Raw genomic sequence first — 18,654 nt, forward strand, 5'->3', positions numbered from 1 at the left:
GTGGGCCCACTGACTTCTTCGTCCGCTGCTTGCCCGGCTGCCTCTCGCGGGGAATCGTGCGAAGCCGCCCGGTCCGGGGCGGGCGGGTGTGGTGACGGCAGGTCAGAGGCGGAGCAGACCGGTGGAGACGGCCCAGAGGCGCTCGGCGGTGGCGGGGTCGAGCGCCCACTCCTTGACACCGTGCGGGTGTCGCGCGAGGTCGGCGTCGTCGGGCACGGTGTAGGCCTCCTGCGCGTCATCGAGATAGTGGCCTCCGGAGTGGGCGAACTCGGGGGCGATGGCCGCGACGAGCGTGGTGGCGGCCCCCTGCTCAACCGTTTTGTAGGTGAAGACTCCGGCGGCCTCGGCCGCGTCCAGCGACGCCTTCTGTTCCGGCGTGAAGTGCCGCTGCAACCCCGTCGCGACACCGCCGGGGTTCACCGCGTTGGCCACGATCCCGTCGGACGCCCACAGACGGGTCGCCTCGACCGCGAAGAGGGAGTTCGCCGTCTTCGACTGGGCGTAGGCGATCTGCGGGTCGTAGTCGCGGTGCTCGAAGTGGAGGTCGTCGAAGTCGACGCCGGACCGCATGTGTGCCGTCGAACTGACCGAGACGATCCGTGCCCCGTCGCGGTCGGCCGCTCCCCGGGCCAGGGCATGGTGCAGTCCGGTGGCCAGGGCGAAGTGGCCGAGGTGGTTCGTCGCGAACTGCAACTCCCAGCCCTCATAGGTCCGTTCGAGGCCGCCGGTGACCACGCCGGCGTTGTTCACGAGCAGGTGGAGCGGGCCGCTCCACACGTCGACGAACCGGGCGACGCTGTCCCGGTCGGCGAGGTCGAGCCGGACGACGCGGGGCCGGAACCCACCGGTCGACTTCCCGATCGTCTCGGCGACGGTGTCACCCGCGGCCGTGTTCCGGACGGCGAGCGTCACTTCCGCCCCCGCGGCGGTCAGCGCACGAGCCGTCTCGATGCCGAGTCCGGAGGAGGCTCCCGTGACGATCGCGCGAACACCGGCGAGGTCGATGTCCTCCAGCACCTCGTCCGCCGTGCTGGAGGAAGTGAAGGGCGTGGAGATGAGCCGGCGGGTATCCATGCCGCCACTATACGAACTAGACGATATTTGTATAGTGCGGTTGGCGCTCGTATGCTGGCCCCCATGAACAGTTCCGACGCCGGCCGACCGCCCTCGACAGGTGCCGATGCCGACCGTCGAACCATGGTCCTGGAGTCCGCCATGGCCACGTTCGCACGGTTCGGCTACCGGAAGACGTCGATGGAGGACGTGGCGCGTGCTGCGCACATCTCCCGGCCCGGGCTCTATTTCCTCTTCTCCTCGAAGGAGGCCCTGTTCCGAGCCGCGGTGACCCAGGCGCTGGGCCGCGACATCACCGCGGTCGAACAGGTCCTGTCCGACCGTGGCCGCCCCCTGTCGGAGCGTCTCGTCGAAGCGTTCGACCAGTGGGCGGGCCGTTACGTCGGCGGCCCGCTGACGCACGATGCCGCGACGGTCATCGACGACCATCCCGACATCCTCGGAGAGATCGTCGAGACCACGCCGCGACGTTTCGAGCAACTGATCACCGACGCGATCGCCGCCGAGTCAGGACGAGAGGCGGCCCTCCCTGTCGCACAGACGTTGATCAGCGCATCGATCGGCCTCAAACATCAGGTCGCGTCGAGGGAGTCGTACCTCGAACGTCTGGCGGCCGCCGTCGGTCTCCTGGTGCGCTGAGGCGCTTCAATGCCCGGCCGCACGGGTGGTCAGGTCCTCGTCCGTGATGGTGCGGGTCACCCGGCAAGGTGTGCCGACCGCGATGGACATCGGGGGAATGTCGCGGCTGACGACACTGCCGGCGCCGATGACCGACCCGTATCCGATACGGACCCCGGGCAGCACCACCGCGTTGCTGCCGATCCACACCTTGTCCTCGATCACGATCGGTTCGGAGAACCTCCCGAAGTCGACGCGTCGGGAAGGGTGCACCGGATGCCCCGTCGTCGTCAGCGTGACGCTGGGGGCGATCATCACTCCGTGGCCGATGCGTATCTCCACGTCGTCGACGAACGTCAGGTTCACGTTCCCGAAGAAGTCGTCACCCACATGGACGTTACTGCCGAACCCGGCGTGGAATGGCGGCAGGAGCACGGTCCGTTCACCGACCGAGCCGAAGATCGCGGTCAGCAGCGACCGACGCTTCTCCGCCTCGCTCGGCGGCGTGTGGTTGTACTCGAAGATCTGCTCCGTTCGACGCAGAGGGGCCTGGAAGGCCGCTTCCGACTCGGTGTAGACGAGCCCCTCGGCGATCCGGGCCAGGACTCTTTCCTCGTGACTGTCCGCCACAGGGAGACGCTCCTTTCGCTTCGCTGCCCGGGACGAGCACACGCCGCCCCGGCCGACCGCGCGGCTGCACGCGCCTGTCATGCCCTGACGATACGTACCGGGCGGGTGAGGTCCGCTCGGTCGCTCTCGGAGGGAAGGAAGCAGGCCATGACGGGAACAGTGGCAGTCCTGTCCGGCATCCATGGACATGGAATGCTGGGGCCGCTCGATGACTACCGGCAACTCCTAGACACGACTACGTCAGGAGGCCCGCCGACGACGTCGAGGCGCTGAAGAGTTTCGGACCGCGCGACGGCAGGTGAGGAGCGGCGAGCGGGCCGGCACCCGTGCGAGCGATGCGGCATCTGCCCGGCGGATGACGGCCCTTACCGCTGCGGTGCTGCTACTCGTCGATCGCCGCTCCGAAGCGCGCGTTGGCCGTCGGGGCTCCGAGACGTGCCCCGTCGTAGGTCCATGTCCCGCGGGCGACGAGGCCGGACGGCGACGCGGGCAGCACCCAGACGAAGCCGTCGTCGGTGTTCTCGCCCGGTGCCGCCGCCAGCAGGCCGAAGAGGCCGTCCTTGTTGGCGTCGATCAGCCGGACCTGGCCACCCCAGCGGTCGGACTTCTCCGCCGTTCCGGGGATGTCGGCGAGCTGCTGGTCGAAGCTCTTCACCCCGATGCCGCTGAACCCGGTCCGGTCGCCGCGCAGCACCCACACGGCGCCCGCGTCGGGCACGGTGCCGATGTCCTCGCCGGGCGCACCGACGGCCAGGTCGGGATGACCGTCGCCGTCGGTGTCCCCGGCCGACAGTTCGGCGCCCCACTGGTCACCCGCTTCCGCGGTCCCGGGCACGCCGGGGGAGTCCTGGGTCCAGTGCTGCGCCGGCTCGGGCTCGAGTCCGGACAGGTCGCCGCGCCCGAGGTAGAGGGTGATGCCGCCGCCCGTCGGTGCGCCGGCCGCGGTGTCGCCGATGACGAGGTCGTCCTGTCCCGTGCCGTCCCAGTCGCCGGAGACGACGGCCGGGCCGCCCGGGAACGTACCCCCGTCGCCGAGACCGGAGACGTCCGGTGCGCCGTGCAGCACGTGCACCGTGCCGGTGCCCGGCTGCTCGTCGGTGGTGACACCGGAGACGGCCAGGTCGGCCCAGGAGTCCTCATTGTAGTTGCCGTGGGTGAGGCCGCGGAACGCGAAGCCGGTGTCCGCCGGTGCGAACTCGCTCGCCCGCACACGGTGCTCCGACAGCGTCGGGCGCCGCGCCGCCTGGCCGGGCGTGAGGGTGAAGAACAGCAGGGCGTCGTCCTCCAGGACGGCCAGGGAATCACGCGGGTCGGCGTCCGGGTCCGCCGGGTCGGGGGCGAAGTACCGGGCCGCTTCGAGGGCACGCCCGAAGTGGGCGTTCGCCCGCGGGGCGTCGTTCTCCAGCCAGGTGCTGTCGGAGCCGTGCAGTCCGGTCGGTGATCCCCAGAAGACGACGGCACCGCCCGTGTCGGTCAGACCGGTGAGGTCTTCACCCGGGATGCCGACGACGGCGTCGTCGTACCCGTCGTTGTCCAGGTCTCCGGAGGCGACGGCCCCGCCGAAGCCGTCCCCGGTCTCGACTCCGCCGGGTACGCCGGAAACGCTCTGGTGGAGCACGCTCTTGTTCGTCGTGCTCAGACCGCTGGACGAGCTGTACTGCACGGTGACGTAGCCGGCGCCCGGGGCACCGTCCACCGTGGCGCCCGGGGCGCCGGTCAGCACGTCGTCGTAACCGTTGCCGTCGTAGTCGCAGTTGCGCTGCTGCCATCCGATGGACGGAAAGGGCACGACGGCCTCGGCCGCGGGTGCCGCGGGCGCCGCGACGAGCGCGCCGCCCGCGACGGTGAGGAGTGCGATGGCCGTGACGGCCGCTTGTCTGAGGTGATGCACGGGAGGACCTCCCTGGTCTCCGAGTGCCCACGGCTGCCCGGCGGCCGCTGCGGGTGTGGGCGAGGACCGTGTGCGTCTCCCGCTGTGGAGCAGTGCGGTGAGGGCACGGACCGTACCGCGTTCACCGAGTAGACATCCGTACGTCCCCGAAGGTTGTACGCGCCCCGGTGCCGTCCCGTGGCCCGCACGCCATGGCGGCCGCGGGGGTGGTGCCAGCACCCCTCCTGATCCGGGGCCTGGGCCACCTGCCTCACCGGCGACGGTGGAGGAGGGTTGCTCCCGTCACCAACCACCCGGAACACAGCCGGACACCGACCATGGAACGGGGAAACATGATGGCCAGTCACACCCGGCGGAAAGTCCTCAAGGGTGCCGCGGTCGCGGCAGCAGGCAGTGTGGTGGGGAGCGGCCTCGGGCCCGGCTTCTTCACCGCTGCGGCGCAGACGACTCCCGAAGCCTCGCGGAGCGGCGGGACCGGGACGACCCCGTTCCTGGAAGGGGCCTTCGCACCGGTCACCGAGGAACTGACCGCCTTCGACCTCAAGGTCATCGGCCGCATCCCGCGCGACCTGGACGGCCGCTACCTGCGCAACGGCCCGAACGCGCTCGGCGTCGAGGACGTCCGCGCACACCACTGGATGATCGGTGACGGAATGGTGCACGGAGTCCGGCTGCGCGGCGGGCGCGCGGAGTGGTACCGCAATCGCTGGGTACGGTCCTCGCAGGTGACGGCGAAGCTGGGGGAGACCTACCCCGGCCAGGTACCGCCGGACGACTTCGCGTGCAACACGCACGTGATCCCGTACAAGGGCCGCATTCTCGCGATGCAGGAAGGCGGGCCACTGCCGTACGAGCTGGACGGCGAACTCGGCACCGTGCGCCCGTACGACTTCCGCTCCACGCTCAAGGGCCCCCTTGCCGCGCACACCAAGTACGACGCGGCGGCCGACGAACTGCACGCGATCGCGTACTACCCCACCTGGGACCATGTGCGTCACATCATGATCGACCGGACCGGCAGGGCGAGGCCGGCCACGCGGATCCCCGTCGCGGACGCGCCGATGATGCACGACTTCGCGCTCACCGAGAAGTACGTCGTGATCGTGGACGTTCCGATCACCTTCGACGGTGCCGCCGCGGAGGCCGGCGCGATCGTGCCCTACGTGTGGAACGACAGGCACCCCATGCGCATCGGGCTGCTGCCGCGCGCCGGTGGCACCACGCGCTGGTTCGAGATCGATCCCGTGTACTACTCGCACACCCTCAACGCCTACGACCACGGCGACACGGTCGTGGTGGAGTACATCGGTTTCCCGGCGCCGTTCTACGCAGCCGGGCGAGGCAGGGGCGGACCCTCCGCGACCGGGTCCCCCACACTCGACCGGTGGACGGTCGACCTGCGCGCCGACCGGGTCCGCGGCACTCGGCTGGACGACCGTCCGCAGGAATTCCCCCGCATCAACGAGTCCCTGGTCTCACGACGACACCGCTATGCCTACACCGCGAGCGCGGCCGAGATGTGGCGCGCGTACGACGCCGTCGACGGGGCGTGCCCGGACGAGAAGTTGAGCAACCACCTGGTGAAGCACGACATGCTGCGGGGCCGCAGGCACGTCCACCGCTTCCCCAGGGGCGCGGCGGTCAGCGAGCCGGTGTTCGTCCCCCGGCGCGGCGCGCGCGACGAGGACGACGGCTACGTCCTGTCGTACGTGAACGACCCCGACCGTGGCGCGACCGACTTGGTGATCCTCTCGGCCCAGGACTTCGACGGTCACCCGCTGGCCCGCGTCCAACTGCCGGGCCGGGTGCCGCTGGGATTCCACGGCAGCTGGATCGCGGACGCCTGAGCCGGCCCTGCCGGGCCCTCCGACCTGGTAGCGGTCGGCGCCGAAGAGGCGGAGGTTCTCGGCGATCCGGTCGGAGGTGCGCCGCAGTCCTTCGTCGAGTGGGACCCGCGGTGGCCGGCCGGCCCCTCCTCCGCCTCAGGATTCCGTCGCTCACCGCCGGCTCGTAACGCCCACCCCGTCGGCGAGGGCATCACCGAGCGGCGGCATCCGGACGCCGTTGCCGAGGGTGGCTTCAGCGGTGCCTGATGCCGGTCCGGGCGCCGGGGGCGAGGGTGGGCTCGGTGACGGGTGCGTCGCCGAGCGCCCGGTCGACGGCGGCCAGCAGGTCGTCGGACAGCGAGACGCCGGAGGCGGCGGCATTGGCGTGGACCTGCTCGGGGCGAGAAGCGCCGGTGATGGCGGAGGCGACCTCGCTGCGGCGCAGGACCCAGGCGAGCGCCAGGGTGGGCATGCTCATCCCGGCCTGCTCGGCGATCGGGACGAGGCGCTGGACCGCTTCGAGAGTGGCTTCGCTGTAGACCAGGTCCTTGGACACGGCCATGTCGGCGGAGGCGAAACGGCTCCCCTCCGGCACAGGTTGTCCGGGCTTGTACTTGCCGGTGAGCACGCCCTGGGCGAGCGGGGACCAGACGATCTGGGAGATGCCGTTCGCGGCGCACCGGCCGAAGACCTCGGCCTCGGGAGCCTGCCACAGCATGGAGTACTGCGGCTGGGAGGAGACGAACAGGTCGGGTCCGGCGAGGTCGACCGCGGCCTGGATCTGTTCGGGGGTCCACTCGCTGAAACCGACGTAGCGGGCCTTCCCCTGCTCGACGACCTTCCGGAACGCCTCGACGGTGTCCTCGATCGGCACCGCGGGGTCGAAGCGGTGCGCCTGGTACAGATCGACGTGATCGGTCTTCAGACGGGTGAGGGAGGCATCGATCTGCTTGGCGATCTGTGCCGGGGACAGGCCCTGGTCGGCCGGGTCGTCCGACATCGGGAAGTACACCTTGGTGGCCAGGACGTAGGAGTCGCGGGGGTGGGCCGAGAGGATCTCACCCCAGGCCGTCTCGGCGGCGCCCTGTCCGTAGACGTTGGCGGTGTCGAAGAAGTTGATGCCCGCCTCGAACGCCGCCTCGGTGCAGGCGCGCGTCCGGTCGGCCTCGATGCCCCCGGAGTAGGTGAGCCAGGACCCCAGGGAGATCTCCGAGACCTCGAGGTCCGAGCTGCCGAGCTTGCGGTAGCGCATGGTCGCTCCTTACGTCAGTGGGTCACATGATCAGTATGGAGACGCCCGCCCCGGTGCGCGAAGCGGCGTTTCGTGGCCCTCCGAGAGGCCGTTGCGGTGCCGGCGTTTCCAGGCGCCGGAGAGAGGGGGCCAGATGAGGTCAGGGGATCCTCTTGATCACCGTCGCCGGTACCCCCGCGACGACGCTCCGGGCGGGAACGTCACGGGTCACGACGGCACCGGCGGCGACCACGGCGTCAGCCCCGATGGTCACCCCTTGCAGGATCATGGCGGACGCCCCGATCCAGACGTTGCGTCCGATCCGGATCGGGGCCGAGGTGATCCCCGTGCGCCGCTGTGCCGGTGCCAGCGGGTGCCCGGAGGTGATCAGGCTGACGTCGGGGCCGAGCATCACGTCGTCGTCGATCTCGATGCCACCGACGTCGTTGAAGCGGCAGCCCTGGTTCACGAAGACGTTGCGGCCCACCCGGATATGCACACCGTGGTCGGTGAAGACGGGCGGGATCAGGTGGAAGGTCTCATCCACCGCCTGTCCGGTGAGTTCGCTCCACCGCTCTCGAATCTCCTCCTGCTGGGCGTACGCGAGCGTGTTGATCTGCTCGGCCATGCCGATCGCCCGCTGCACCTTCTGCACAAAGTCCATGTCATCCTCCCCGCGACAACCGTCCCGTGATCGCTGCGAGTGAACCAACGCCGCGACCTCTCGGGCAAACAACCTTTGGAGCGCCGGCCACAACCCCTGGTTGTGTCGCTACGATCCGGGCATGGATGTCGAAGCGGTCCGGACGTTTCTGGCGGTAGCCGACGGCGGACAATTCCAGGCGGCGGCCGACGAGCTGGGCATCAGCCAGCAGGCGGTGTCCAAGCGCATCGCGGCCCTCGAGAGACACCTCGACGTCGCACTCCTGGTGCGGACCTCCCGCGGGTCGCGGCTGAGCCTGGACGGACAGGTCTTCCTGCCCCATGCCAGGAAGATCCTGACCGCCGTCGCACGGGCCGAGCACGCCGTGCGGCCCGGCAGCAGGCCCCTGCGGGTCGACGTCCTCAACCGGCGCATCGCCCCGGCCCAGGCCGTCCACCGCTTCTACCGCTCCCGCCCCGAGGCCGACCTCGACGTGGTCACTTTGAGCCGGGAGAACGCGGCCCAGGCGGCCCAGGCCGTGCTGGAGGGAACGGTCGACGCCACCTTCCGCGCGCTGCCGGTTGACCAGGTCCCTGCCGGAATCACCGCCGAACGCGTCCTGGACGCCCCTCTGCAACTCCTGGTCGGGCCGGCCCACCCGCTGGCGAACGCTCCCGCGATCAGGCCGGCCGACCTCGCGGCGCACCGCGTCTGGGTTCCGGGGATCCGACCCGGCACGGAGTGGTCGGCGTTCTACGACGCGCTGTCCGAGGAGTTCGGACTGAGCATCGACGCCCTCGGCCCGAACTTCGGTGACGAGGCCCTCATGGACGCGCTGGCCGACTCGGCCTCTCTTGCCACCCTCGTCGGCGCCGGGGACCGGTACCTGTGGCCCCAGAGCCACGACTTGCGCCGCATCCCCCTGCACGACCCGACCCCGGTCTATCCGCACACCCTGCTGCTCCGCACCGGAGACCGGCACCCGGTGCTGACCGACCTGCGCGACCACCTGCGTGCGACGGCGACCGACCCGTCCGGTGAGGTGTGGGTGCCGCGTTGGGCGCGCACCTGACGCCGTCGTCCGTTCGCCCACCGGCCCCCTGCGCGCGTGACCGGCCAGGGCGCGGGCCGGGGTGGCATCCGACGGTCGGGGACGGGAGCGTGCCGAGCCACTTGATACGGTGCAGGCCACGTCGTAGCCGACGACACGGTGGCCTACCTCGACGGCGGGCACGTCCGGGGCAGGCCCGCATGACCCGGGCCGGCGGCGACGACATCCGCGACGACTCCGATCTGGGTAAGGAGCACGGCAGTGCCCCTGGTTTCTGTGGTGATGCCGGTACACAACTCGGCCGCGACTCTCGGTGCGTCGGTGCGCTCCGTCCTCGCGCAGACCCACACGGACGTCGAACTGCTCGTCACCGACGACGCCTCCACCGACGGCTCCCTGGACCTGCTGCGGGACCTGGCGCGCCGGGACGAGCGTGTGCTCCCGCAGGCGGCGCCCGAGCAGGGCGGCGCGGCCAGGGCCCGTAACCTCGCCCTGGCACGGGCACGGGGGGAGTACGTGGCGTTCCTGGACAGCGACGACATGTGGCTCCCGGAGAAGCTGGAGCGACAGCTCGCGTTCGCCGCCGAAGGCGATGCCCCGCTGACGTTCACCTCCTACTACAAGGTCGCCGGCGACTACACGGGAGAGGCCCGCGACTTCACGCCGAACGGCCGTGTGGTCGCGGCAAGGGATCGTGTGACGTACAAGGACATGTTGGTGCAGGACCACATCGGTGCCCTGACCGCCATGTACGACCGGACCGTGCTGGGCACGAGGCTGATGCCGGACATGCCGAAGCGGCAGGACTACGCGCTGTGGCTGTCGATCATGAGGGACGGGCACCCCGCCCGGGGACTGCGGGAACCGCTGGCGGTCTACCGGGCCGGCCGGGCGGGATCGCTGTCCTCGAACAAGCTGGCGCTGGTGGAGCACAACTGGAGGCTGTACCGAGAGCACGAACACCTCTCGGTGCCGCGGTCCACGCTGGCCCTGTCCGGGTCCGTGTGGCACTCGCTGCGCAAGTCCCGGATCTGAGCCGGCCGGCGGGGCCGACAGGGGCCCGGGCCGGCGAGCCCGAAGACAATGCCCTGGCCGGTCTCGCGGCGGACCGACCACGAGGATCCGTCTTGCCTCCGATGGGGTGCTCACCGCGGCCACCGGCTTTCGTGCTGACCGCCGCCGGACAGGCCGGTGACGCGCCCGCTTTCGCTTCTCCGCTCATGATCCAGGCATAGTGCCGACCTGAGCCGGGCCGTGCCCCCGTGGTGGCAGGAGGGGCGCGATGTCGGCTGCCGGGCGGGCGGTGTGCAGGCTGATCAGGTCGGTGAGCAAGTCGTCCAGGGGCGGCCAGGGCAGGTTTCCGTGGTCGTTGTAGAGGCTGACCAGGCCGTGCAGCGCGGTCCAGAGCAGGAGACCGGCCTGCCACTGCCGTTCCGCCGTGGCCGCGCCGCCGGTGACGGCCGCCAGGGACACCACCACGGCCTCCAGCGGTTCGGCTCCGGCGCCGTGTGCCGAGCCGGGGACGAGGTCGTCCGGCATCCGTCCGCCGAAGAGGGTGCGGTAGTGGCCGGGCTGGTCCACTCCCCAGCGCACATAGGCCGCGCACCGGGCGACCAGGTCGGCCAGCGGGTCCGGGGCGGGGCGCGCGGCCTCGTTCATCAGCCGGCCCAGTTCCTCGTAGCGCAGCCGCAGTACGTGCTGGATCAGCGAGCTCAGGTCGGGGAAGTGGCTGTAGATGCTGGCCGGTGCCACGCCGACCTCCCGCGCGACCTGCCGCAGGGTCAGCGTCTCCGGCTGGTCGAGGGTGGCCAGCAGCTTCGCCGTGGCGTCCACGAGCTGGGCCTTGAGTACCTGCCCCTGTCCGCGCGGATTGCGGCGACGGGGAGCGGACCGCTCCTGAGGCGCCATCTTCATCCCTTCCGACCAGTGTGAACGGCTGAGCAACAGGCGTTCACCGTACAGGCCCCCGCGTCTTGACATCCCTAACCAACGGTTGTTTAGTTATGTCGCCAACGGTTGTTCAGTCAAAGGATGTTCGATCATGCGTATCGCCATACTCGGAGCGTCGGGACGGACCGGCGGCACCCTCGTCGACCAGGCGCTGGAGCGGGGGCACGAAGTCGTGGCCCTGGTCCGCACACCGGCCAAGGTCACCGTGCCCGCGTCGCGGCAGGTGGAGGTCCGGACGGCGGACGTCACCGTCCCGCGGAGCTTTCCCGGCCTGAGCGACGTCGACGTGGCCGTCTCGGCCATCGGCATCGGCAAGGGCGACGGGCCGGGCGCGCTGGTCGCCGGGGCCAGGGCGCTCGCGGCGGCGGACGTGCGCACGGTGTGGCTCGGCGCACTGGGTTCGGGAGTGTCCAGCCGGTCGGGCGGATTGATCTACGCCGGGGTGATGCGGATGTTCGTCGGCTCGGAACTGGCCGAGAAGGCCGAGGCCGACGAGGTCGCCCTGGCCGCCGGCGCCACCGTCTTCCACGCCCCGGACGTCACCGACGGCCCCCTCAGTCCCACCCGCCGCACCATCCCCCTGGCGGAGCTGCGGCGCCCCCTGCTGCCGCCCCGCATCTCCCGCGTCACTCTGGCGGCCCTGCTGCTGGACGAGGCGGAGGCGGGCACGTACGGCGCCGAGATCGTCGTGCCCCGGAGCTAGGGGCAGTCGCAAGAACCGCCGTAACCGCACCGAAAGGTCATCATGAGCGCGTTCGCAGGAAAAGCAGGACTCGTCACGGGCGCCGGAAGCGGCATCGGCCGGGCGACGGCGATCGAACTGGCCCGGCAGGGCGCCGCCGTCACGGTCACCGACATCGACGAGGCCACCGCCGCCGAGACCACCGAACTGATCAGGAAGGACGGCGGACGGGCCCAGGCCCTCCCCGTCGACATCACCGACGAGGACGCGGTCCGCACGGCCGTCGAGCGTACGGTCGAGACGTACGGCGGCCTCGACTTCGCCGTGAACAACGCCGGCCTGGACTCGCACCACCGCAGGCTCGACCGGATGACCGCGGCCGAGTTCGAGCACGTGGTCCGCGTCAACCTGACCGGGACCTTCCTCTGCCTGAAGTACGAACTGCCCGCGCTGCACGGCCGAAGCGGCGGCGCGATCGTCAACGTCGCCTCCAACGGCGGTCTGTACGCGATCCCGACCGCCCCCGCCTACGTGGCCGCCAAGCACGGCGTCGTCGGCCTCAGCAAGGTCGCCGCGGTGGACTACGCGCCGCAGGGCATCCGCGTCAACGCCGTCTGCCCCGGCCCGACCCGCACTCCCGGTTTCGAGCGGGTGGCAGCGGGCACCGACATGATCGCGATGCAGTCGGCGATGACCCCGCTCGGCCGTATGGCCACCTCGGAAGAGGCGGCAGCCGCCGCGGTCTGGCTCTGCTCGGACGCCGCGTCCTACATCACCGGCGTCGCACTGTCGGTCGACGGTGGGCGGCGGGCGTGAGGGTCGTGGCGGTCGAGGAACACATGGCCACCGAGGCGTTCCTGCGCGCCGCGCACGGGCTGGACGTCGCGCCCGGTGACCAGGCCGAGATGAACGGCATGCGCACCATGGAGAGCGACCCGGCCTTCCGCACCCGGCTCACCGACCTCGCCGCCCGGCTGCGGGAGATGGACGCGCTCGGCCAGGACATGGCGGTGCTGAGCCTGAACCCGCCCGGGGTGCAGGCGTACCCGGCCGCCGACGCGGTGCCACTGGCCCGGGAGTTCAATGACGCGCTGGCCGAGATCGTACGGCGGCACCCGGACCGGTTCGGCGGACTGGCCACGGTGACTCCGCAGGCCCCGGAGGCAGCGGCCACCGAGATCGAACGTGCCATGGGCGCGCTCGGCCTCAACGGCATCATGATCAACTCTCACACCGGCGGGCACTACCTGGACGAACCGCGATTCGCCCCGCTGCTGGCGGCGGCCGAGGCGAGCGGGGCGCCGGTCTATCTGCACCCCCGGGTGCCGAGCATGCTCGGCCCCTACCTGCCTCATGGGCTGCTCGGGGCGATCTGGGGCTACCAGGCCGAGGCCGGCCTGCACGCCATGCGGCTCATCCTCAGCGGCACGCTGGACCGTCATCCAGGGCTGACCGTCGTCCTCGGCCATCTCGGCGAGGGCGTGCCGTACTGGCTGCGGCGGATCGACAACCGGCACGCGTTCGCCGCCGCGACGGCCGGCGCGGCGACGCCGATGCCACGGCTGTCACTGACACCGAGCGAGTACTTCCGCCGCAATTTCGTGCTCACCACGAGTGGCATGGACGACCCGGACGTCCTGGGTCTGGCCTTGCGCGCGGTGGGCGAGGACCGCGTGATGTTCGCGGTCGACCACCCGTACGAGGACCCGAGGGCGGCCCTGGACTTCCTGCGGAACACCCCGCTGACCGACGGCCGGCGCACGGCGATCGCCCACCGGACGGCGGAGCGGGTGTTCAACCTGACCGGGTGAGCCGGGCCGGACCTTTGTCAGACGGGCCTAGTAACTGTCGTAGCTCGGCCTGCCGTTCGGCCGGTAGACGCCGACGACGGTGCCGCCCTTCGTCGTCGAGACGCTGACCGGCTCCAGCGCGGTGGGGACCGCACCGTCGGCGAACAGCCGCTTGCCGGTGCCGATGATCACCGGGTGGATGGTCAGCCGGTACTCGTCGACGAGGTCGTGCCGCATGAGGGTCTGGGCGAGGTCGCCGCTGCCGACGACGTTGATGTCGCCGCCGTCGGTCGTCTTGAGCTTGCGTACGGCATCGGCGACGTCGCCCTCCAGCAGGGTGGAGTTCTGCCAGTCGAGGGACGTCAGGGTCCGGGACGCCACGTACTTGTCCATGCTGTTCATCCGGTGGGTGAACGGGTTGCCGGGATCGGCGGTCGGCCAGTACGACGCGAAGATCTCGTACGTCTTGCGGCCGAGCAGCATCGCGTCGGAGTGCTCGTACCAGCCGGCGATGGCCGTGCCGACCTCCTCGTCGTCCACCGGCTTCTGCCAGCCGCCGTGCCGGAAGCCGCTCTCGGCATCCTCGTCCGGACCACCCGGCGCCTGCATGACGCCGTCCAGCGTCAGGAAGGTGCAAACAATGACCTTGCGCATGGTGCGCTCCCTTCGTCGAGGGGTAGACCACGCGACGACCGGAAACTCATCGGCGGAACTCGGGTCGCTCCGGCCACCCCCCGTCCGGGTACTCTCTCGGGGTGACGCAGCACCGTGTTTCCGAGGAGCGGCGGCCCGCGAACGAGGGACGCAAGGCCGCTGCCCGTAACCGGGCGGCTCTGGTCGCCGCCGCACGGGCGGTCTACTCGGAGTACGGCCTGGACGCTCCGCTCTCCGCCATCGCGCGTCGCGCCGGGGTCGGCCAGGGGGTCCTGTACCGGCATTTTCCCGACCGGGAGGCCGTGGCGACCGCGGTGCTGGAGGAGAACGTCCGGGAGGTGGAGCGGACGGCCGCGGCTCAGGACACGGACCTGCCACGCGTGCTCGGCGTCCTGACCTGGCACCTGACGGAGTCGGCGGCGTTCATCGGCCTGCTGCACGCCGACGGGGCGGGCAGCCCGTCCAGTGTCCCCTCCTACGCGCACGACCTGTCCGAGCGGGTCGAGCGTGCCCTGCGGGCGCGGCTGCCGGACGGTCACCGGCTGGCCGCGGCGGACGACGACCTCATGATCGCCATTGCCATGGTCTCCGGTGCCGTCACCGGCCCCACCCGCGACCAGCGGGAACGCCGGGCACGGGCGGCATGGCGGCTTCTCGGCGTCGAGGTGGGGCCGGTGCGCCCCTTCGCGGAGTGACGAAGCGCAGGCGTCAGCCGCCGTTGGACTGGCGGATGCCCTTGCCCAGTGCGTCGAAGCTGTAGAGGTAACCTCCGCTCGGCCCGCTCACGGTCATGTAGGCCCTGGTTCCGCCGGGCGTGATGGCCACGTTGGTCGCCGATTCGAGCCCGCGGGCGGCGCGGGCCGGAACGGTCACGGTGGCCAGGCGCTCACCGTACTTGTCGTAGACCGCCATCGCGGGGCGCCCGTGCAGGCCTTGGTACAGATTGCCGTCCGCGTCCACCGCGATCGAGTCGGTCTGGGCGATCCCGCCGTCGACCCGGATGGCGGTGTGCCGTGAGGCCACCCCGCCCTTGCCGTCCAGGAGGAGGTAGGAGACGCGGTTCTGCGTCAACTCGCTGAACCACAGCCCGCGGTGGTCCGCGTCGAAGGAGATGCCGTTCGGCGACGCCAGACCGTCCGCCAGGACGGCGGCCTCCTTTCCCGCGCGGTCGATCCGCACCACTCGGCCCTTCGCCTCGCCCTCGGACATGCCGCGTGAGTCGCTGACGTACAGGTTTCCCTCCCGGTCGAAGGCGAGGTCGTCGGGGTTCATCCGTGATCCGTCGACCTCGCCGGAGAAGAAGGTCCGCGGGTCGCCGCCGTCCGGGGCCAGACTCACGATGTCTCCGTGGGAGAAGTCGGTCAGGTAGATCCGTCCGTCGTACGGGCTGAACTGGGCCGAGGTGTAGGTGCCGCGAGCGTCCGTGTGGACGGGCTCCGACGTCCTCTTCCGGACATTCACCCGCAGAACCTTCGGCTCGCCCGCCGGCGCGGTGACGTCGACGACGAGCAGTTGGCCGTCCTCGTCGAAGACCGGCCCCTCCAGCAGGGTCATCCCGGTCTGCTCGTGCACCTCCGTCAGGCGCATGACCTGTTGGGCGCGGATGGTCCGGTCACCTCCGGAGGTGCCCGGGTCCAGCGGCGCACCGGCGGTCTGCGTGCCGCACCCCGCAAGGGCCAGCGCGCCGAGGGTGACGAGCCCGGCCAGGGGCCGGATCGGGAGGCGTCGCATGTGCATCACTCATCCTGTCCGAAAGTATGCGGAAGCAACGTACAGCCAACCGGACAGCACTGTCCGGTTCTTGCTACGGTACTGCATGGCTGCTCAAGTCCCGTCGGTTCCGCCCCGGTTCACGGGCGCGTGGCTTCCTGACGGTGAAGCGGAAGGAACAGGGTCCCCCCACATGGCACATTCACAGGAGCTGACTCCCGAGGCACTCGCCGAACTCAGGGAGCGGTACCGGCGCGAGCGGGAGCGACGCGTACGCCCCGACGGCACCCGGCAGTACCTCGGCGCGGACGCCGAGTTCGGCTACTACGCCGCCGACCCCTACGCGGGGGAGACGGACGGGCGCGAGCCGGTGCGGGACCGGGTGGACGTCGCGATCGTCGGCGGCGGATTCGGCGGCATCCTCGCGGGGGCGCGGCTGCGGCAGCAGGGCGTCGCGCGCGTCCGCGTCATCGAGAAGGGCGGCGACCTCGGGGGCACCTGGTACTGGAACCGCTACCCCGGCATCCACTGCGACATCGAGGCGCACGTGTACCTGCCGATGCTGGACGAGACCGGCTACGTACCGGAGTGGAAGTACGCCCCCGGCGAGGAGATCCGCCGGCACGCGGTGCGTATCGGCGAGAAGTTCGACCTCTACGCGGACGCCCTGTTCTCCACCGCGGTCACCTCGCTCTCCTGGGACGACACGAGCGGGGCGTGGATCGTCGAGACCGACCGGCAGGACGAGTTCCGGGCGACCTACGTCGTCACGGCCACCGGAACCCTGTCGGAGCTGAAGCTGCCGGGCATCCCCGGCATCGAGAAGTTCGAGGGCCACACCTTCCACACCTCGCGCTGGGACTACTCCTACACCGGCGGCACTCCGGACGGCGGTCTGACCGGCCTCGCGGACAAGCGCGTGGGCGTGGTGGGGACCGGCGCCACCGGCGTCCAGGTCGTTCCGAAACTGGCCGAGGACGCCGGACATCTCTACGTCTTCCAGCGGACTCCGTCCACCGTGGACGTGCGCGGCAACCGCCGTACCACCGCTCGGGACGTCGGCGCCGACCGTGCCGGCTGGGCCGCCGAGCGCCGCGACAACTTCCTGCGCGTCGTCTCGGGGGAGGATGCGGAGGAAGACCTCGTCGCGGACCAGTGGACGGCGGCGGCCGGTCTCCTGGAGAAGCTGCTGCCGAGCTTTCGCCGGCAGGGCGACCGGGCGGCGTTCGAAGCGGCCTACGAGGTCGCGGACGCCGCCAGGATGAACCAGATCCGCGCCCGAGTCGACGACGTCGTCACCGACCCGGACACGGCGGACCGGCTCAAGCCCTGGTACCGGTACGCCTGCAAGCGCCCGACCTTCTCCGACCTGTACCTCCAGGCGTTCAACCGGGCCAACGTCACCCTCGTCGACACGGCGGACACCCATGGCATCGAGCGGATGACCGAGCGCGGTGTCGTGGTCGGCGGCACCGAGTACCCCCTCGACTGCCTCGTCTTCGCCACCGGGTTCTCCGTCGGCGTCTCCGGCGTCCACTCGGGCCGGCTCCCCGTGCGGGGCCGCGGCGGCGTCCGGCTGCGGGACGCGTGGGCCGAGCGTGGCCCACGCACGCTGCACGGATTCACCAGCAACGGCTTCCCCAACCTGATCCAACTGGGCGGGGTGCAGAGCGCCAGCAGCGTCAACTACACCCACGTACTGGACGAGCACGCCGTCCACGGCGCGGCGCTCATCGCGGCCGCGCAGGCGCGGGGCGCCGTCATCGAACCGTCCCGCGAAGCCGAGGAGGCATGGATCGCCGCCCTGGCCGAACACGCCCCCGACCATGCCTGGTTCCACGCCGAATGCACCCCCGGCTACTACAACGCCGAGGGACGCGGCAGGCCGAACGGCCCCACCGCCTACCCGCACGGCGCCGTCGCGTTCCACGAACTCCTCAAGCGGTGGCGCGAGGAGTCCATCGACGAAATCCTCATCCCCGGGACACCCGCGCGGGGGTAGGTTCCGGCTGCTGTTGGCTTCGGGGGAGGTCGGTGCCGTATCAGACCGCGGACCAGCCGTCGTCGACGGGCAGGATCGCTCCGTTGATATTGCTCGCGGCGTCCGAGGCGAGGAACAGGATGGCCGCCGCCTGTTCCTCCGGCTGCGACACACGGCCGAGATTGACGAAGTGCGGACCGAGCACCGCCGGGCCGTGTGCCGTCCGGTCGGCCGCCACCGCGATGGCGGTCGCGGTGCCGCCCGGGCAGACGGCGTTGGCGCGGATACCGTCCTTGCGGTACATCACCGCCAGCGACTTCGTCAGTCCCACCACACCGTGCTTGGACACCGTGTAGGCGGCGCCCGCCGCGCTGCCGCGCAGGGCGGCCTCGGAGGCGGTGTTCACGATGGCGCCGCGGCCCGCGGCCAGCATGTGCGGCAGTACGGCGCGGGCGAGCAGGAAGGGTGCCGTGAGGTTGACCCTGATGACCCGCTCCCATTCGGCGTCACTCACGTCGGCCGGCGCCGACATGCTGTCCATGATTCCCGCGTTGTTCACCAGGACGTCCACGCCGCCGAACCGCTCCACGGCCGTGGCGGCCACCTGGTCGACGACGGCCTGCTCGCTCAGGTCGCCCGTGACGGCCACCGCGGTGCCGCCCGACCGCTCGACCTCCTCGACGGTCGCCGCAGCACCTTCGGCATTGAGGTCCGCCACCACGACGCGGTCGCCCTGGGCGGCGAAGGCCAGCGCGGCCGCGCGGCCGATGCCCGATCCCGCTCCCGTGACGATCACGCTGCGTCCGTTCAGGCCCATGGTCATCAACTGCTCCGTTCGAAGAATCGCCGAGGCGGCGGACTGCTGCCCCACCGTGCCGGCACTCTACAAGTTTATGTCTCGCAGTGACATAAAGTCGTGGGGC

At 70.9% G+C, this 18,654-nt stretch carries 18 protein-coding genes; 9 read left to right on the forward strand and 9 right to left on the reverse strand.

What is annotated here, in order from left to right; all coding sequences use genetic code 11:
- Positions 1–102: 102 nt before the first annotated feature.
- Positions 103–1,074, reverse strand: a complete 972-nt coding sequence (locus BZZ08_RS01285; RefSeq protein ID WP_104630230.1) for an SDR family NAD(P)-dependent oxidoreductase — start codon at positions 1,072–1,074, stop codon at positions 103–105.
- Positions 1,075–1,215: 141 nt separating this feature from the next.
- On the opposite strand from BZZ08_RS01285, the gene BZZ08_RS01290 reads away from it, so the two are divergent.
- Positions 1,216–1,713: a TetR/AcrR family transcriptional regulator gene (locus tag BZZ08_RS01290; RefSeq protein ID WP_241965307.1), complete on the forward strand. Its 498-nt coding sequence runs from the start codon at positions 1,216–1,218 to the stop codon at positions 1,711–1,713.
- A gap of 6 nt (positions 1,714–1,719) precedes the next feature.
- Here BZZ08_RS01290 and BZZ08_RS01295 read toward each other — a convergent pair whose 3' ends face one another.
- A complete protein-coding gene (locus BZZ08_RS01295) occupies positions 1,720–2,322 on the reverse strand; it encodes a sugar O-acetyltransferase (protein WP_104630231.1) in 603 nt (200 codons plus the stop codon).
- A gap of 382 nt (positions 2,323–2,704) precedes the next feature.
- Complete coding sequence (locus tag BZZ08_RS01300; protein WP_104630232.1) at positions 2,705–4,213, reverse strand: FG-GAP repeat protein; 1,509 nt, start codon at positions 4,211–4,213, stop codon at positions 2,705–2,707.
- Between the two features lie 335 nt (positions 4,214–4,548).
- Between BZZ08_RS01300 and BZZ08_RS01305 the strand changes: the two genes are divergently transcribed.
- Entirely contained in the window at positions 4,549–6,060 is a 1,512-nt protein-coding gene (locus BZZ08_RS01305; RefSeq protein ID WP_104630363.1) for a carotenoid oxygenase family protein, read from the forward strand.
- Between the two features lie 232 nt (positions 6,061–6,292).
- Here the strand turns inward: BZZ08_RS01305 and BZZ08_RS01310 are convergent, their stop codons facing one another.
- Both BZZ08_RS01310 and BZZ08_RS01315 read right to left on the reverse strand, forming a co-directional pair.
- On the reverse strand, positions 6,293–7,291 hold the full coding sequence (locus BZZ08_RS01310; RefSeq protein WP_104630233.1) for an aldo/keto reductase family protein: 999 nt from the start codon (positions 7,289–7,291) through the stop codon (positions 6,293–6,295).
- 139 nt (positions 7,292–7,430) lie between these two features.
- On the reverse strand, positions 7,431–7,934 hold the full coding sequence (locus tag BZZ08_RS01315) for a DapH/DapD/GlmU-related protein (protein WP_104630234.1): 504 nt from the start codon (positions 7,932–7,934) through the stop codon (positions 7,431–7,433).
- A 121-nt stretch (positions 7,935–8,055) separates the two neighbouring features.
- On the opposite strand from BZZ08_RS01315, the gene BZZ08_RS01320 reads away from it, so the two are divergent.
- Together BZZ08_RS01320 and BZZ08_RS01325 are read left to right on the forward strand one after the other, a co-directional pair.
- A complete protein-coding gene (locus BZZ08_RS01320; RefSeq protein WP_104630235.1) occupies positions 8,056–8,985 on the forward strand; it encodes a LysR family transcriptional regulator in 930 nt (309 codons plus the stop codon).
- Between the two features lie 240 nt (positions 8,986–9,225).
- Complete coding sequence (locus BZZ08_RS01325; protein WP_104630236.1) at positions 9,226–9,999, forward strand: glycosyltransferase family 2 protein; 774 nt, start codon at positions 9,226–9,228, stop codon at positions 9,997–9,999.
- A gap of 183 nt (positions 10,000–10,182) precedes the next feature.
- Here the strand turns inward: BZZ08_RS01325 and BZZ08_RS01330 are convergent, their stop codons facing one another.
- Positions 10,183–10,878 (reverse strand): TetR/AcrR family transcriptional regulator, encoded by a 696-nt coding sequence (locus BZZ08_RS01330; RefSeq protein ID WP_241965308.1) that lies wholly within the window; start codon positions 10,876–10,878, stop codon positions 10,183–10,185.
- Positions 10,879–11,005: 127 nt separating this feature from the next.
- On the opposite strand from BZZ08_RS01330, the gene BZZ08_RS01335 reads away from it, so the two are divergent.
- Genes BZZ08_RS01335 through BZZ08_RS01345 form a run of 3 tightly spaced genes read left to right on the forward strand, consistent with a single transcriptional unit; the run spans position 11,006 to position 13,407 of the window.
- Positions 11,006–11,617 (forward strand): NAD(P)-dependent oxidoreductase, encoded by a 612-nt coding sequence (locus BZZ08_RS01335; RefSeq protein WP_104630237.1) that lies wholly within the window; start codon positions 11,006–11,008, stop codon positions 11,615–11,617.
- Between the two features lie 42 nt (positions 11,618–11,659).
- Positions 11,660–12,412: an SDR family NAD(P)-dependent oxidoreductase gene (locus tag BZZ08_RS01340; RefSeq protein WP_104630238.1), complete on the forward strand. Its 753-nt coding sequence runs from the start codon at positions 11,660–11,662 to the stop codon at positions 12,410–12,412.
- Complete coding sequence (locus BZZ08_RS01345) at positions 12,409–13,407, forward strand: amidohydrolase family protein (RefSeq protein WP_104630239.1); 999 nt, start codon at positions 12,409–12,411, stop codon at positions 13,405–13,407. The genes BZZ08_RS01340 and BZZ08_RS01345 overlap by 4 nt, the downstream gene beginning before the upstream one ends.
- 27 nt (positions 13,408–13,434) lie before the next feature.
- Here BZZ08_RS01345 and BZZ08_RS01350 read toward each other — a convergent pair whose 3' ends face one another.
- Complete coding sequence (locus BZZ08_RS01350; protein ID WP_104630240.1) at positions 13,435–14,040, reverse strand: dihydrofolate reductase family protein; 606 nt, start codon at positions 14,038–14,040, stop codon at positions 13,435–13,437.
- 101 nt (positions 14,041–14,141) lie between these two features.
- Between BZZ08_RS01350 and BZZ08_RS01355 the strand changes: the two genes are divergently transcribed.
- Positions 14,142–14,735 (forward strand): TetR/AcrR family transcriptional regulator, encoded by a 594-nt coding sequence (locus tag BZZ08_RS01355; protein ID WP_104630241.1) that lies wholly within the window; start codon positions 14,142–14,144, stop codon positions 14,733–14,735.
- Positions 14,736–14,748: 13 nt separating this feature from the next.
- On the opposite strand, the gene BZZ08_RS01360 is transcribed toward BZZ08_RS01355, so the two are convergent.
- Positions 14,749–15,771: an SMP-30/gluconolactonase/LRE family protein gene (locus tag BZZ08_RS01360; RefSeq protein ID WP_198601211.1), complete on the reverse strand. Its 1,023-nt coding sequence runs from the start codon at positions 15,769–15,771 to the stop codon at positions 14,749–14,751.
- A 172-nt stretch (positions 15,772–15,943) separates the two neighbouring features.
- Here BZZ08_RS01360 and BZZ08_RS01365 point away from each other — a divergent pair, with 172 nt between their 5' ends.
- Positions 15,944–17,752, forward strand: coding sequence for a flavin-containing monooxygenase (locus BZZ08_RS01365; protein WP_104630243.1), 1,809 nt, complete (start codon positions 15,944–15,946; stop codon positions 17,750–17,752).
- 40 nt (positions 17,753–17,792) lie between these two features.
- Here BZZ08_RS01365 and BZZ08_RS01370 read toward each other — a convergent pair whose 3' ends face one another.
- Complete coding sequence (locus tag BZZ08_RS01370; protein ID WP_104630244.1) at positions 17,793–18,554, reverse strand: SDR family NAD(P)-dependent oxidoreductase; 762 nt, start codon at positions 18,552–18,554, stop codon at positions 17,793–17,795.
- Between the last annotated feature and the right edge of the window lie 100 nt (positions 18,555–18,654).

The sequence above is a fragment of the Streptomyces sp. MH60 genome (assembly GCF_002939385.1).
Lineage (GTDB): Bacteria > Actinomycetota > Actinomycetes > Streptomycetales > Streptomycetaceae > Streptomyces.